Below are 14829 nucleotides of genomic sequence, written 5' to 3' on the forward strand. Positions count from 1 at the left end.
TCGGCGCGCGGTAGCATGGAAACGGGGCGCGGGGCCAGCCGCCCGCTCAGGGCGCCCTCGCCCCCCGCATCGGCGCCGAAGCCAGCCGCTCGAAGCTCCAGCGCACCTCGACATCGTCGGAGACGCGCAGGTGCAGCACGATCTGGTCGGTGCGGCGCGGCCCGGTGAGCCCGGAGAAATACACGCTCTCCTCCAGCGCGATCTCGGCACCCGCGGCGCGGAACTGCCAGACCTCGCCGAGCGCCGAGGCGAGTTCGAGCCCGTCCGGTACGTCGCGCACGGCGATGCCGGGGTGCAGGTGGAAGCGGATCGCCACGTCGTGGCCGCGCACGCGCGCCTTACCCTGCCGCAGGAAGGCGTCCTGGCCCTCGAGGCGCGCCCCTGCGGGGAAGAGCTGCCAGCGCCGCTCGTGAACGATGCCGAAATCCGGCACGTAGCCGTCGTGCCGGGCCGCGAGCACGATGCTGTCGGCTTCCTCGACCCGCTCGGCCGCCACCGCCGACGGACCGCGCAGGACCACGGCGCCGCGCCGCCGGATCAGCCACTCCGCCAGCATCCGCTCGCCCCACCAGCCGCTGGCGGCGAGGAACCGGCAGGAGGACGCGTCGGCCACGCTCGCGGTGGAATGGGCCGGCGTGGAGCGGGCGAGCAGCCGCAGGTCCAGCCCGCTCGCCGGAAGCCCGCAATTGACCACGATGCGCTGCGGCCCGCTCGACATCTCGAAGGCGAGGCAGCCCGCGCCCGCGTTGAGCGAGAACGGCAGCGGCGGGCTCGCGCCGACATCCGCCACGAGGACGACGCGGCCGCCCTCCAGGCGCTCGTAGCCGGAATTCGGCGCGTGCATCATCGGCCGGGCAAGCGCGCCGTCATAGACGAGCAGCGTCGCGAGATGGTCCGCGTCGGTGGCGCCCATGCCGTTGAAATGGCTCAGCGAGGCGTCCGGGTGGCGCAGGAGCCGCAGCAGCGGCAGCATCCGGTCCACCGCCCGCATGAGCGCGGCGGGGGGCTCGACGCTGCGGCTGAGATAGCTCTGGCGCAGGGGCAGCAGGTCGAGCAGCAGCTCCATGGCGAAGCGCGGATCGCGGGAGCGGTGGCCGCCGTCGGTCAGGATCTGGCGGTCGAGTTCCCGGGACAGGACCCGGGTCGCCCGGCGCAGGATCGGCTGGATGCCGTCACAGCACAGGCCGGCGTAGCACAGCGCCACGGCGGCGTTCAGGCGCCATTGCGGCGGCACGCCCCGCCGCAGGTCGCGCTCGAGCTGCTGGGCGTTGCGGGCGATGGCCTTCAGGAAGTTCTGGTAGAAGGCGTGGTCGGCGCCCTCCAGCACGAGTGGCGACTGGCACAGGAACGAGATCAGCCGCCGCGCCGCCACCGGCGTCTGCCGGGCCAGCGCCGAGTCGCCCCGCCCGGCTATGAAGTCGGCCACGAAGGCGCGGGCATTGGCCCGGGCGAGCGCCGTGTCGGCGGCCCGCAGGTGCCGCAGCCAGCCGAAGCCGTAGAGTTCGTCGGCCCATTCCGGTGAGGGCGCAGCGTAATCGAAGGGCGAGCCGCCGCTCGCCGCCAGCGAGCGCCCGGCGAAGACGAACAGGCCGGCATAGATGTCGTCCGCGAAGGTCGCGTCGGAGGTACGCAGGTCCTGCGGTGCGATCACCAGCCCGGTCACGCGCATCCGTGCGAGGAGATCCGGCGGGGCGGTCAGGCTGGCGCCGGCGGCACGGACGGAACGCGCAGCCTCGCGGGCCACGAGCCGATAAAAGCGCCAGCGGTCAGGCCCCCAAGCCACGCGATCTCCGAGCCACCCGATCTCACAAGGCCCCAAGGCCCCGAGCCCTCGCGGACGAGGATCGGCTGGCACCCGTTTCGTTCCAGGGTAGAGGCGGCCTCTTAACCGGCGGTTTACGCTATGTCATGCCCGACGCGCGCAGGAACATCGTCGCCCGCACGGCCCGGTTGAGCTGTCCCAGGGACAGGCCGGGGCGTTTCCGCCGTGCGAGCCGCCGCGCCCCGGCCTCAGCGGGGCGCCAGGGCCGCGTCGAACGCCCGCAGGTTCGAGCGCATCATGTCGAGATAGGTCGGCGCCGGACCGTCCGGCCCCGAGAGCGCGTCGGAATAGACCTTGCCGCCGATGCGGGCGCCGCCCTCGCGGGCGATCTGCTCCATCTGACGCGGATCGCTGATGGTCTCCAGGAACACCGCCGGCACCTTGTCCCGGCGGATCTGCCGGATGATCGCCGCGACATCCCTGGGGCTGGCCTCGCTGTCGGTGGAGACGCCCTGGGGCGCGATGAAGCGCAGGCCGTAGGCGGCCGCGAAGTAGCCGAACGCGTCGTGGGTCGTGATGATCCGGCGGTTCTCCGGCGGGATCCGGTCCACAGCTTCGCGCACGGCTCGGTCGAGAGCGTCGAGCTTCGCGGTATAGTCGGCGGCGGCGGCCTGGTAGGCGGCGGCGTGGGCGGGATCCACCTTCGCCAGCCCGTCGCGAATCTCGGCGACGTAGATCCGGACGTTGGCGACGCTCTGCCAGGCATGCGGGTCGAGCGCGTGGCCGCCCCGGTCGCGGTGGCCCTCGGCGTGGGCATGATCGTCCTCGGCGGAGATCGCCTGCACCCCCGCGGAGGCGACGACGACCGGCGCGCGCGTGCCCGATGCCCGGATCAGCCGGTCGAGCCACCCCTCCAGCCCAAGGCCGTTGACGAACACGATGTCGGCCTCGGCGAGCTTCCTGGCGTCGGCCGGGGACGGGCTGAAGCCGTGCACGTCGGAATCCGGCCCCACCAGGGTCGCCACCGCAACGTGCGAGCCGCCGACCGCCCGCACCAGATCGCCCAGGATCGAGAAGCTCGCCACCGCCCGGATGGGAGCACCGTCGGGCGCCGCCCGGGCGGGCACGGCAAGGCCGAGCCACAGGACAAGGCATGCGCACAACGTCGACCGGGCCGTTCCTGCCGCACGCCGCATGCGCCGTCCTCCGAATCCACCGTGGTCGCGCTGCCTCTAATGTAATAATGTTACATACACAAGCGGGATACATGCCAGGCGCCTGATGGCACCGTCGGTTGCCGCCGCTGCGCCGGGCAGAGCCGCGGCGAGCGGATCGTGAGACGGAGAGTGCCATGTCCCGACGTGTGAGAGCTGCCCTTCTCGTCACCGGTGCCCTCGGCCTGGGTCTGGTCGGCGCGGCCGCCGCGCGTGACCGGGGCGAGGGCTTCCGTGGACAATGGACGTCCCTGAGCCAGGAAGACCGGGCCGCCTTCGCGGATGCCCGAATCGCCGCCCTGCATGCCGGGCTGAAGCTCAATCCCGACCAGGAGAAGCTGTGGCCGCCGGTCGAGGCCGCGATCCGCGACATGGTCAAGCTCCGCCAGCAGCGCCGCGAGGCGATGCGCGACCGCCCGAAATTCACCGACGACGCTCCGGCCGCCCTGCGGGCGATGGCGGATGCCGCGACCGCCCGGGGCGAGGCCCTGCGCAAGCTCGCCGACGCCGCGCAGCCGCTCTACGCCAGCCTCGACCCGGACCAGAAGCGCCGCGCGATGATCCTCGCACGGCCGATGGGTCCGATGGGCGGCCACGGCCATATGGGCGGCTGGCATCATCACCACGACGACGACCACGGGCCGGACGGCGAGGACCGCTGATCGGCGCGCGGCCACGCACTGAGGCCTCCAAAGAACTTGATCCGCGACGGCGGCGGCTGCAAACCGCTGCCGCCGCGCGCCTCGATCCGCGTCCGCTCCAACCGGAACGGACGCGGATCTGCAATCCTCGTTTCGACGCGCTCCCTGACGCCGGACCGGCATCCACTCCGGCGGGGAGCGCTCCGGCCCGGGGGAGGCGGGCGGCAGGTCCGAACCGGTAGGTTTCATGGCGCGCCTCCCCGGCGATACCGCTCCCCTCCTCGCCCGGCTGTGGCGCACCTGGTTGTATCCGCACCGCGGGACGCTCGCCGTCGTGCTGGTCCTGATCGCCGTCGTGGGCGGTTCGACCGGGCTCTACCCGGCGCTGATAAAGGCCGCCTTCGACGCCTTCGACCGCAAGGATGCGGCGGCGATCGCCTACGGGCCGCTGGTGGTGATCGTGGTCACCGCCCTGCGGGGCTTCTCGCTCTACGGCCAGACGGTGCTCACCAACCGGGTGGTCACCCGGGTGGAGGCCGACATGCAGGCGGCGCTCTACGGGCACCTGATCGAGTCGGACCTGGCTCAGCTCGGCCGCGAGAGCCCGGCCGCGTTGACCCAGCGCTTCACCACCGATTTCGCCTTCATCAAGGAGGCGCTGACCCGCATCTCCACGGTGCTCCTGCGCGACATCGCCATGCTGATCGGCCTCGTGGCGGCGCTGATCTGGATGGATCCGGTTCTCACGCTGGTGGCGGGCGTCACGGTCCCGTTCGTGGCGGGGCCGATCGGACGGATCGGCAAAAAGCTCCGGCGCGTCTCGACCTCGACGCAGGAGCAGATGGGCGCCACCGCCAGCCTGATATCGGAGAGCCTCCAGGGCGCCCGTGTCGCCAAGACCTACGCCATGGAGGGCTACCTCAAGGGCCGGGCCGTGCAGGCCCTCGATGAGGTGCGCCGCCTCAAGATGAAGGCCGCCAACGCCCGCGGGCGCCTCGACCCCCTGCTGGAGGTCGGCGGCGGCATCGCGGTGGCCGGCGTGCTGGTGCTGGTCGGGCAGCGGGTTCTGGCCGGCGAAAAGACCGTGGGCGACTTCACCGGCTACGTAGCGGCGCTGCTGCTCGCCGCGCAGCCGGCCCGGGCGCTGGGAAACCTCAACGCCATCCTGCAGGAAGCGGCCGCCGCGCTCCGGCGCTACTTCGACGTGATGGACGAGGCGCCCTGCATCCGCGAGGCGCCCGGCGCCGCGCCGCTGGCCGTGACCGCCGGAGCGATCCGCTTCGAGGGGGTGCACTTCCGCTACCGCCCGGACGCGCCGGCACTGGAGGGGATCGACCTCGTCGCTCCCGCGGGCTCGGTCACGGCGCTGGTCGGACGCTCGGGATCGGGCAAATCCTCGTTGCTCAACCTGGTCCCGCGGCTCTACGACGTCACGGAGGGCCGGGTGACCATCGACGGGCAGGACGTGCGCGCCGTGACGCTGGCCTCCCTGCGCGAAGCGGTGGCGGTGGTCTCGCAGGAGGTCGTCCTGTTCGACGACACGGTGGCCGCCAATATCGGCTTCGGCCGGCCCGGGGCGAACCGGGGGGAGATCGAGGCGGCGGCCCGGGCCGCGGCGGCCCACGACTTCGTGTCCGCCCTGCCGGAGGGCTACGAATTCCGTGTCGGCCCCGGCGGCAACCGGCTGTCCGGCGGCGAGCGGCAGCGGGTGGCGCTGGCCCGCGCCTTCCTCAAGGACGCGCCGATCCTGCTCCTCGACGAGGCGACCTCGGCCCTCGATTCCGAATCCGAGCGCCTCGTCCAGGAGGCGCTGACCCGGCTCATGAAGGGCCGCACGACCCTGGTGATCGCCCACCGCCTCTCCACGGTGCGCGAGGCCGACCGGATCGCCGTGATGGAGGCCGGCCGGGTGATTGAGACCGGCCGGCACGACGACCTGGTCGCCTCCGGCGGCGCCTATGCCCGCCTGCATCGGCTCCAGCTGTCGGAACCGGCGCCGGCGGAGTGACACGCCGCGTCAGGGGATCGGCGGGACCGGCAGCCGGCTCTCGCCGCGCTCCATCACGAAGGTGTGGTCCAGGCTGTACCAGGGGGCCGTCAGGTCGGGTTCGGGCGCGGCCTCGTCGGCGCCGTGCTCCACGAAGGCGCCGATCAGGCGGTCGGTGACGCCGAAGACCACGTCGCTGCGCAGGTGCGCGTCGTCCGGATCGAAGACCTGGGTCACCAGCGTCTTCCAGCCCGGCTTCACGCAGAGGATATGCATGTGCGCAGGCCGGAACGGATGCCGGCGCTGCGCCCGCAACAGATCGCCCGCCGGGCCGTGGACCGGCACCGGGTAGCCGGAGGGCTTCACCGAGCGCAGGGCGAACCGGCCGTCCGCATCGGTGGCGAGTGTCCCGCGCAGGTTCATGTCGGCCTGTGTCGGGTCCTGGTTCTCATAGAGGCCGACCGGCGAGGATTGCCAGACATCGATGCGCACATCCGGGATCGGCGCGCCGGCCGGGTCCGTGACGCGCCCCCGCGTGAACAGGACCGGCCCCGGAGTCGGCGAGCGCACGATGCTGCCGCCGTTCGGCACCGGCGGTGCGCCGTCCCGCCAGAACGGCCCGAGCAGCGCGGCCTCGGTCTCCGCGGCGCCGGCATCGCCGTTGTTCAGCAGGCAGACCAGGGTCGAGAGGCCGAGCACGTCCGACATCAGCACGGCCTCGTTGTGCCGGGCGTCGGTGGTCTGCCCGATCCGGTTGAGGAGCGCGATCCCCGCCTCCCATTCCGGCTCGGTCAGACGGACCTCGCGGGCGAAGGCGTGGAGATGGCGCACCAGCGCGGCCGTGATCTCCCGGAGCCGCGGGTCGGGCGTCCCGGCCATCGCGGCGAGCACCACCGGCGTCACCGCGTCGGCGCCGTCGATGATCCCGGGTCCCGCCCGGCTGGTCTCGCTGCTGTGGGCCATGATCGGGCTTCCTCTCGGCGGCGGGAGCGGGACGCGCGTGGGACGCAACGGCGACCGGCAAGGCATAAACGGCAAATCCGTCATGCACGCGCTCCGTAGATTCATCCGGCGGAGCGCGCCATAAGGGCCTGAGCCGATGAGGACCACACCGTGAGCGACCTGACGTTCGAGATCCAAGCCCATCCTGCCCGCCGGACCAGCACGGAGCGGGCCGCGCTGTTGACGAATCCGGGCTTCGGCAAGGTGTTCACCGACCACATGGTGGTGGCGCGCTACGCGGCCGGCCGCGGCTGGCACGATGCGCGGATCCAGGCGCGCGAGGCGATCCCGCTCGATCCCGCCGCCGCAGTGCTGCACTACGCGCAGGAGATCTTCGAGGGGCTGAAGGCCTATCGCACCGGCGATGGCGGCGCGGCCCTGTTCCGGCCCGACGCCAACGCGCGCCGCTTCCGCCGCTCGGCCGAGCGCATGGCGATGGTGCCGTTTCCGGAGGATGCCTTCGTCGAGGCGATGCGCAAACTGGTCGAGATCGACCGCGACTGGATCCCCGACACCCCGGATGGCAGCCTGTATCTCCGGCCGTTCATGATCGCCAGCGAGGCCTTCCTCGGGGTCAAGCCGGCCTCGGAATACCTGTTCATCACGATCGCCTCGGCGGTGGGCTCATACTTCAAGGACCCGACCGGGACCGTCACGGTCTGGATCTCGGAGCACTTCACCCGTGCCGCTCCGGGCGGCACGGGCGCGGCCAAGTGCGGCGGCAACTACGCCGCGAGCCTCGCCGCGCAGGCCGAGGCCGCGGGCCAGGGCTGCGAGCAGGTGGTGTTCCTCGACGCGGCCGAGCGCCGCTATGTCGAGGAACTCGGCGGCATGAACGTCTTCTTCGTGTTCGCGGACGGGACGCTGCTCACCCCGCCGCTCTCGGACAGCATCCTGCCCGGCATCACCCGCGACTCGGTGATCACCCTGGCGCGCGAGGCCGGGCTGACCGTCAACGAGGAACCCTACACGATCGACGCGTGGCGTGCCGACGCACGGAGCGGACGCCTGACCGAGGCCTTCGCCTGCGGCACGGCCGCGGTGATCACTCCGATCGGCACCGTGAAGGGCCGGGAGGAATCCTTCACCATCAACGGTGCCGTGGCCGGCCCCGTGGCGCAGCGGCTGCGGACCATGCTGGTCGACATCCAGCGTGGAACGACGAACGATTCGCATGGCTGGTTCCAGAAGGTCTTCTAGCGCCGCGCCCACCGCCCGGGCGTGTTCGTGACGGAAGCGGCGCCCGGGATCCCCCGCGAGCCGGCAGCCGGGTCGTGGAATCCCGGAGTCAGCTCCGACCTGCCCGCCGCGTTTCTGCCGCTGGTCACCGTCTACCGGCCCGAGCACGTCGAGACGCCGCTGCGCGACGCCCTGGAGCTAAGCGACCTGTGCGGGCTGCCGGCCCGGCAGCTCACGCGCTTCAGGCCCGGACGTCTCGTTGTGCACGAGGTGCTGATCCGGGTGATGTCGGACCTGTCGGTGCCGGTGGGCGAGGTCTACGCAGATCTCGGCGTCAACTTCCGGGCGATCGTCGGGGCTATCCTGCACCAGGGCATCGAGCCCCGGCTCGCGGAGGTCGAGGCGGCCCTGGCGGCGATCCGCGCCGAAGCCGACGCGGTGCTCCAGCGCGAGATCACCGCTCTCCTCGACGACGAACCAGCCCCGCACGCACCGCAGCCGGGCTGGCTCGACCGGCTGCTTGGGCGGCGCCCCCCGGAGCCATCCGCCCCTCGCCAGGACCCCGCGACCCGGGCCCTGCAGCACCTCGACGCCTGGCAGCGCCGGGCCGCGGCGGCCGGCGACGGCCTGGAGATCGCCGCCTGCGAGGCCCTGCGCACCGTGGTGTCGAGCCTCGTCGCCCGGCAGAACACGCTGATCCGCGACGCGAGCCTGCTGCGGAGCATCGCCGGGACACTGGTCTCGAACGGCTACGGCAGCCGCCGCATCGGCGAGCTGATCGAGCCCTGGATCGCCGCCGTGGTCGACGCCGGCGGCTACCGCCGGCTCGCCCCACAGGACCATCCGGTGGTGATGAACGTCAAGGGCGCCTCGGCCTCCGGCAAGAGCACGATCCGGCCCTACCAGCTGGGCCTCGCCAAGCGCCTCGGGATGGCGTGGTCCGACTTCGCGGTCATCACGCCGGACATCTGGCGCAAGTACCTGCTCGACTACGGCAGCCTCGGCGCGGCGACCCGGTATGCCGGCACGCTGACAGGCTACGAGGTCGAGATCATCGACATGAAACTCGACCGCTACGTCACCCGCAAGGCGGCCGAGCGGCGGATCTCGAACCTGCTGATCGACCGCTTCCGGTTCGACAGCTTCCAGGCCGAGCCCGGCTCCGACGGCGGCGGCCAACTGCTCACCCGGTTCGGCGACCGCGTCTACATGCAGTTCATGGTCACGCCCCCGGCCGACACGGTAGAGCGCGCCTGGAAGCGGGGCGAACAGTTCGGCCGCTACAAGGCCGTGGAGGATCTGCTGGCCCACAACGTCGAGGCCTATACCGGCATGCCGCGCCTGTTCTTCAACTGGGCGCTCGCCCGGGACAAACAGGTGGTGTGCGAGTTCCTCGACAACAGCGTCCCGCTGGGCCGGCGTCCGCGCACCATCGCGTTCGGGGCCGGCGGGATCCTGAACATCCTCGACGTGAAGGGGCTGATCGACATCGACCGCTTTCGCAAGATCGACATTTTCGCGCGCGGGCCGCACGAGGTCTTTCGAGGCGTCGATCTCGCGGCGTCCGCCAACACGGCGTTCCTGCGTGACTGCCTGCGCCGGATGGCGACCGTCCGGTTCGCGCAGGCCGAGACGGGGCGGGTGTTCGTGCGGCTCGATCGCGGCCGCATCACCGGCCTCGACCGGGCGGCCCTCGCTGAGGCCGGGGACGGGCCCGACTGGGCCGCTGCGCGGGCGGTGATCGGCATCCCCGCCGACAGGTCCGGGATCCCGGACCTGGACGAGACCGTCGACCCCGTGGAGGAGCCGACGCTCGGGGCATGGGGTCCGGGCCTGTCGGAGGATCAGACGGAACAATATCTCCGACGATGACACCGAGCGGTCGCCGTTCCCTCTGGTATATTGCATACCTGATTGGGATGTGCATGATCGCTCCTGCCCGATCGACGCGTCGCCTCAGGTAGGCGCCGGCCAAAAGAGAGGCTCAGGGATGGAACGCCAGGATCTTCCGTCGGCGAAATGGTGGCAGCTCGCCTTCGGGGTGATCTGCATGGCCATGATCGCCAACCTCCAATATGGCTGGACGTTGTTCGTCGACCCGATCGACCAGCGATACCATTGGGGCCGGGCTGCGATCCAGCTCGCCTTCACGCTGTTCGTGGCCACCGAGACCTGGCTCGTCCCGGTGGAGGCCTGGTTCGTCGACCGCTACGGCCCGAAGATCGTGGTCGCCTTCGGGGGCGTGATGATCGCACTGGCCTGGACCATCGACGCCTACGCCGATAGCCTATTCATGCTCTATCTCGGGGCCGTGATCGCCGGCATCGGCGCCGGCTCAGTCTACGGCACCTGCGTGGGCAATGCGCTGAAGTGGTTTCCGCACCGCCGCGGCCTCGCGGCGGGCGCGACCGCCGCCGGGTTCGGGGCGGGCGCGGCCATCACGGTGGTGCCGATCGCCCGGATGATCGCCTCCAGCGGCTACCAGGACGCCTTCCTGTATTTCGGCCTCGGCCAGGGTGCCGTGGTCCTCGTCCTCGCCTTCCTGCTGCGCAAGCCGTCGACGATCACGCCGGTGCAGCGCAAGAGCCTGCGCCTGCCCCAGACCAAGGTCGACCGCAGCCCGCGCGAGGCTGTGCGGACCCCGGTCTTCTGGGTGATGTACGCGATGTTCGTGATGGTCGCCTCCGGGGGCCTGATGGCGGCGGCGCAGATCGCCCCGATCGCCCACGACTTCCAGGTCGCCGGCGTCCCGGTGAGCCTGTTCGGCCTCCAGATGGCCGCGCTGACCCTCGCGATCTCCCTCGACCGGATCTTCGACGGGTTCGGGCGGCCGTTCTTCGGCTTCGTCTCCGACCATATCGGGCGCGAGAACACGATGTTCATCGCCTTCTCGACGGCGGCGCTGGCGGTGATCGTGCTGCTCACCTACGGCCACCACCCGATGGTGTTCGTCTTCGCCACCGCGGTGTATTTCGGGGTGTTCGGCGAGATCTACTCGCTGTTCCCGGCGACCTGCGGCGACACGTTCGGATCGAAATACGCCGCCAGCAATGCCGGCCTGCTCTACACCGCCAAGGGCACAGCCTCGTTCCTGGTCCCGTTCGCCAGCCTCCTGTCGGCCGCCTATGGCTGGTCGGCGGTGTTCTCGCTGATCATCGGCCTCAACGTTGCTGCGGCGGCGATGGCGATCTTCGTGCTGCGGCCGCTGCGCGCCCGCTACCTCGCTGAAGGCGAGCATCCGGCCTCCGTGGCCGCCCAACCGATCCGGGTCGCCTGAGCCGTCCCGATACCGACTTCACCGATGGCCCGGAGCCTGCACCGGCCCGGGACGCCTGCACCCAAACCGATGGTCCGGGAGATTCCGCAATGACCGCATTGGCCAAGATTGTCCACACCGCCCCCGAGATCGATGCGGAGCCGGACCTGACCGACGGCTTCCACCTCGTCATCGACGCGCTGAAGCTCAACGGCATCGAGACGATCTACGGCGTCCCGGGCATCCCGATCACCGATCTCGGCCGCATGGCGCAGGCCGAGGGCCTGCGGGTGATCTCGTTCCGGCACGAGCAGCACGCCGGCAACGCGGCGGCGATCGCGGGCTTCCTTACGAAGAAGCCCGGCATCTGCCTCACGGTCTCGGCGCCGGGCTTCCTGAACGGCCTCACCGCGCTCGCCAACGCCACCACGAACTGCTTCCCGATGATCCTGATCTCGGGCTCGTCCGAGCGTGAGATCGTCGACCTCCAGCAGGGCGACTACGAGGAGATGGATCAGCTCGCCATCGCCAAGCCCCTGTGCAAGGCGGCCTTCCGGGTGCTGCACGCGGCCGATATCGGCATCGGCGTCGCCCGGGCGATCCGGGCCGCCTGCTCGGGCCGTCCGGGCGGCGTCTATCTCGACCTGCCGGCCAAGCTGTTCGCCCAGGTCATGGATGCCGAGGCCGGCCGGAACTCCCTCGTCAAGGTGATCGATCCGGCCCCGGCCCAGCGCCCCGCCCCCGACGCCATCAAGCGGGCGCTCGACGTTCTGAGATCGGCCCGCCGCCCGCTGATCGTGCTCGGCAAGGGCGCGGCCTACGCGCAGGCCGACGATGCGATCCGCGCCCTCGTGGAGACGAGCGGCATCCCGTACGTGCCGATGAGCATGGCCAAGGGGCTCCTGCCCGACACGCACCCTCTCTCGGCCGGAGCGGCGCGCTCCACGGCCCTGAAGGATTCGGACGTGGTGCTGCTGATCGGCGCCCGCCTCAACTGGCTGCTGTCGCACGGCAAAGGCAAGACCTGGGGCGAGCCGGGCTCGACCAAGTTCATCCAGATCGACATCGAGCCCCGCGAGATGGATTCGAACGTCGAGATCGTCGCCCCCGTAGTCGGCGACATCGGCTCCTGCGTGCAGGCGCTCCTCGACGGCATGGGCCAGGGCTGGCAGCAGCCGCCGTCCGACTGGATCGACACGCTGAAGGCCAAGCGCGAGGCGAACATCGCCAAGATGGCCCCCAAGCTGATGAGCAACGCCTCGCCCATGACGTTCCACGCGGCGCTCGGGGCGCTGCGCACCATCGTGAAGGAGCGCCCGGACGCGATCCTGGTCAACGAGGGCGCCAACACCCTCGACCTCGCCCGAGGCATCATCGACATGTACCAGCCGCGCAAGCGGCTCGACGTCGGCACCTGGGGCATCATGGGCATCGGCATGGGCTTCGCCGTCGCGGCCGCAGTGGAGACGGGCAAGCCGGTCCTGTGCGTCGAGGGCGACAGCGCCTTCGGCTTCTCCGGCATGGAGGTCGAGACGATCTGCCGGTACGGGCTGCCGGTGTGCATCGTCGTCTTCAACAACAACGGCATCTACCGCGGCACCGATGCCGACCCGACCGGACGGGATCCGGCGACGACGGTGTTCGTCAAGGATTCGCGCTACGACAAGATGATGGAGGCGTTCGGCGGCGACGGCTACCACGTCACCACGCCGGACGAGCTGACCCGCGCGGTCAACGCCGCGATGGATTCAGGCCGGCCTGCGCTCATCAACGCGGTGATCGATCCGGCCGCGGGCAGCGAGAGCGGCAATATCGGCAGCCTGAACCCGCAGAGCGGCATCAAGAGGAAAGTGTGAAGCGCGTTGCTTCGTCTCTCCGGAAGCTAGTTTGGCCGCACGATCTCAATCGAGCACCAAGCTAGAGGGCCGGATATCCTCATCTCCCTCTCATCCTGGGGTGCCGAGCGGTCGAAGATCGCTCGGCCTCAAGGCAGGACTCCAGGGATTGCCGCGACGCCCGGAGGCCTTCTTCGCGCCTTGCGCTGCGTACAAGCACCTCAGGATGCGGTCGAGGGCGGGACATCCGGAGTCGAAAAGACCCTGAATCCCGGGATGACGTAACCGGCCGACCGGTGGATCGGGGCCGCCGCCGGCCCCTCTCCTTGGCCCGCCCCATGCTAAGCTCAGGCGATTCTCACCGCACGGGCGAGCCGACATGCTGACCAGACGATCCTTCGTGGCCCTGTCCGGCGCCGCCCTCGCCGCCCCGGCTCTGGCACAGGGCACGGCCTCCCGGGTTCTGAAATTCATTCCGCAAGCCGACCTCACGGTGCTCGATCCGATCTGGACCACCGCCTACGTGACCCGGAACCACGGTCTCGCGGTGTTCGATACGCTCTACGGGATCGATGCCACCTACGCGCCGCAGCCGCAGATGGTGGCCGGCCACAACGTCGAGGACGATGGCAAGCTGTGGCGGCTGACGCTGCGGCCCGGCCTGAAATTCCACGACGGTACGCCGGTGCTCGCCCGCGACTGCGTCGCCAGCATCGCGCGCTGGGGCAAGCGCGACCCGATGGGCCAGACGCTGATGGCCTATACGGACGAACTCTCGGCGCCCGACGACCGGACGATCCGGTTCCGGCTCAAGAAGCCCTTCCCGCTCCTGCCGGACGCGCTCGGCAAGGTCGGGTCTCCGATCTGCGCCATGATGCCGGAGCGGCTGGCCAGGACGGACGCCTTCACGCAGATCACCGAGATGGTCGGGAGCGGGCCGTTCCGCTTCAAGGCGGACGAGCGGATGGTTGGCGCGCGCGTCGTCTACGAGCGCTTCGACGGCTACGTCCCGCGCGAGGGCGGTGCGCCGCAATGGACCTCAGGACCCAAGCACGCCTTCCTCGACCGGGTCGAGTGGCATGTCATCCCCGACCAGGCGACCGCTGCCTCGGCCATGCAGACGGGCGAGATGGACTGGTGGGAGCAGCCGCCATCCGACCTCGTGCCCACTCTCGGGGGCCTGAAGACGGCCATCACGGACCCGACCGGCAAGATCGGCTGCCTGCGCATGAACCAGCTGCTGCCGCCCTTCGACAACCCGGCGATCCGCCAAGTGCTGCTCAAGGTGGTCGACCAGACCGACTTCATGCAGGCGGTGACCGGCACGGACCCCAAGCTCATCCATGTGCCGACGGGATTCTTCTGCCCCGGCATGCCGATGGCGAGCGACGTCGGCCTCGATGTCCTGACCAGCACGCGCGACTACGAAGGTGCCAAGCGGGCGCTCGCGGCGGCCGGCTACAAGGGCGAGAAGGTGGTGCTGATGGGCGCCTCGGACTTCCCGAGCCTGAAGGCGCTCGCCGACGTGGCGGCCGACATGCTCACCCGCGCCGGCTTCAATGTCGACTACCAGATCATGGATTGGGGTTCGGTGGTCCAGCGGCGCGCCAAGCGGGACCCGATCGCTCAGGGCGGGTGGAGCGCCTTCTGCACCTTCTGGTCCGGGCTCGACCAGGCCGATCCGGCGGTCAGCGCCTTCCTGCGGGGGACGGGCCCGAACGCCGCGATCGGCTGGCCGACCAGCGAACCCATCGAGGCACTGCGCCAGGACTGGCTGGATGCGGCGGATCTCCCCGGCCGGAAGAAGCTTGCGGACGACCTGCAGCGGCAGGCTTTCTCCGATCTGCCCTACCTGCCCCTCGGCCAGTATTTCGATCAAACGTCGTTCAAGCCCTCCCTGACGGGCGTGCTCGACGGCGTGCCGGTCTTCTGGAACGTAAGAAAGAGCTGAAC

General features: G+C 70.6%; 10 protein-coding genes. 7 read left to right on the forward strand and 3 right to left on the reverse strand.

Translation table 11 applies throughout. From position 1 onward, the window contains the following. Positions 1-46: 46 nt before the first annotated feature. Positions 47-1783: a heparinase II/III family protein gene (locus Q8W67_RS13410; protein ID WP_305546199.1), complete on the reverse strand. Its 1737-nt coding sequence runs from the start codon at positions 1781-1783 to the stop codon at positions 47-49. Positions 1784-2010: 227 nt separating this feature from the next. Further along, the gene (locus tag Q8W67_RS13415; protein ID WP_305546202.1) at positions 2011-2958 is read right to left on the reverse strand and encodes a metal ABC transporter solute-binding protein, Zn/Mn family; all 948 of its coding nucleotides are present in this window, start codon (positions 2956-2958) and stop codon (positions 2011-2013) included. Positions 2959-3113: 155 nt separating this feature from the next. Between Q8W67_RS13415 and Q8W67_RS13420 the strand changes: the two genes are divergently transcribed. Together Q8W67_RS13420 and Q8W67_RS13425 are read left to right on the forward strand one after the other, a co-directional pair. Further along, entirely contained in the window at positions 3114-3638 is a 525-nt protein-coding gene (locus Q8W67_RS13420) for a Spy/CpxP family protein refolding chaperone (protein ID WP_305546204.1), read from the forward strand. 226 nt (positions 3639-3864) lie between these two features. After that, complete coding sequence (locus Q8W67_RS13425) at positions 3865-5625, forward strand: ABC transporter ATP-binding protein (RefSeq protein ID WP_305546206.1); 1761 nt, start codon at positions 3865-3867, stop codon at positions 5623-5625. A 9-nt stretch (positions 5626-5634) separates the two neighbouring features. Here the strand turns inward: Q8W67_RS13425 and Q8W67_RS13430 are convergent, their stop codons facing one another. Continuing rightward, complete coding sequence (locus Q8W67_RS13430; RefSeq protein ID WP_370693873.1) at positions 5635-6567, reverse strand: dioxygenase; 933 nt, start codon at positions 6565-6567, stop codon at positions 5635-5637. Between the two features lie 150 nt (positions 6568-6717). Between Q8W67_RS13430 and Q8W67_RS13435 the strand changes: the two genes are divergently transcribed. From Q8W67_RS13435 to Q8W67_RS13455, 5 genes are all read left to right on the forward strand, one after another. After that, entirely contained in the window at positions 6718-7806 is a 1089-nt protein-coding gene (locus tag Q8W67_RS13435; RefSeq protein ID WP_305546208.1) for a branched-chain amino acid aminotransferase, read from the forward strand. Positions 7807-7833: 27 nt separating this feature from the next. After that, the gene (locus Q8W67_RS13440) at positions 7834-9657 is read left to right on the forward strand and encodes a hypothetical protein (RefSeq protein ID WP_305546210.1); all 1824 of its coding nucleotides are present in this window, start codon (positions 7834-7836) and stop codon (positions 9655-9657) included. Between the two features lie 118 nt (positions 9658-9775). After that, a complete protein-coding gene (oxlT, locus tag Q8W67_RS13445; protein ID WP_305546212.1) occupies positions 9776-11062 on the forward strand; it encodes an oxalate/formate MFS antiporter in 1287 nt (428 codons plus the stop codon). A gap of 89 nt (positions 11063-11151) precedes the next feature. Continuing rightward, entirely contained in the window at positions 11152-12897 is a 1746-nt protein-coding gene (gene oxc / locus Q8W67_RS13450; RefSeq protein ID WP_305546214.1) for an oxalyl-CoA decarboxylase, read from the forward strand. Between the two features lie 358 nt (positions 12898-13255). After that, a complete protein-coding gene (locus tag Q8W67_RS13455; RefSeq protein WP_305546216.1) occupies positions 13256-14827 on the forward strand; it encodes an ABC transporter substrate-binding protein in 1572 nt (523 codons plus the stop codon). The last annotated feature ends 2 nt before the right edge of the window (positions 14828-14829 follow it).

The sequence above is a fragment of the Methylobacterium sp. NEAU K genome (assembly GCF_030700285.1).
GTDB lineage: Bacteria > Pseudomonadota > Alphaproteobacteria > Rhizobiales > Beijerinckiaceae > Methylobacterium.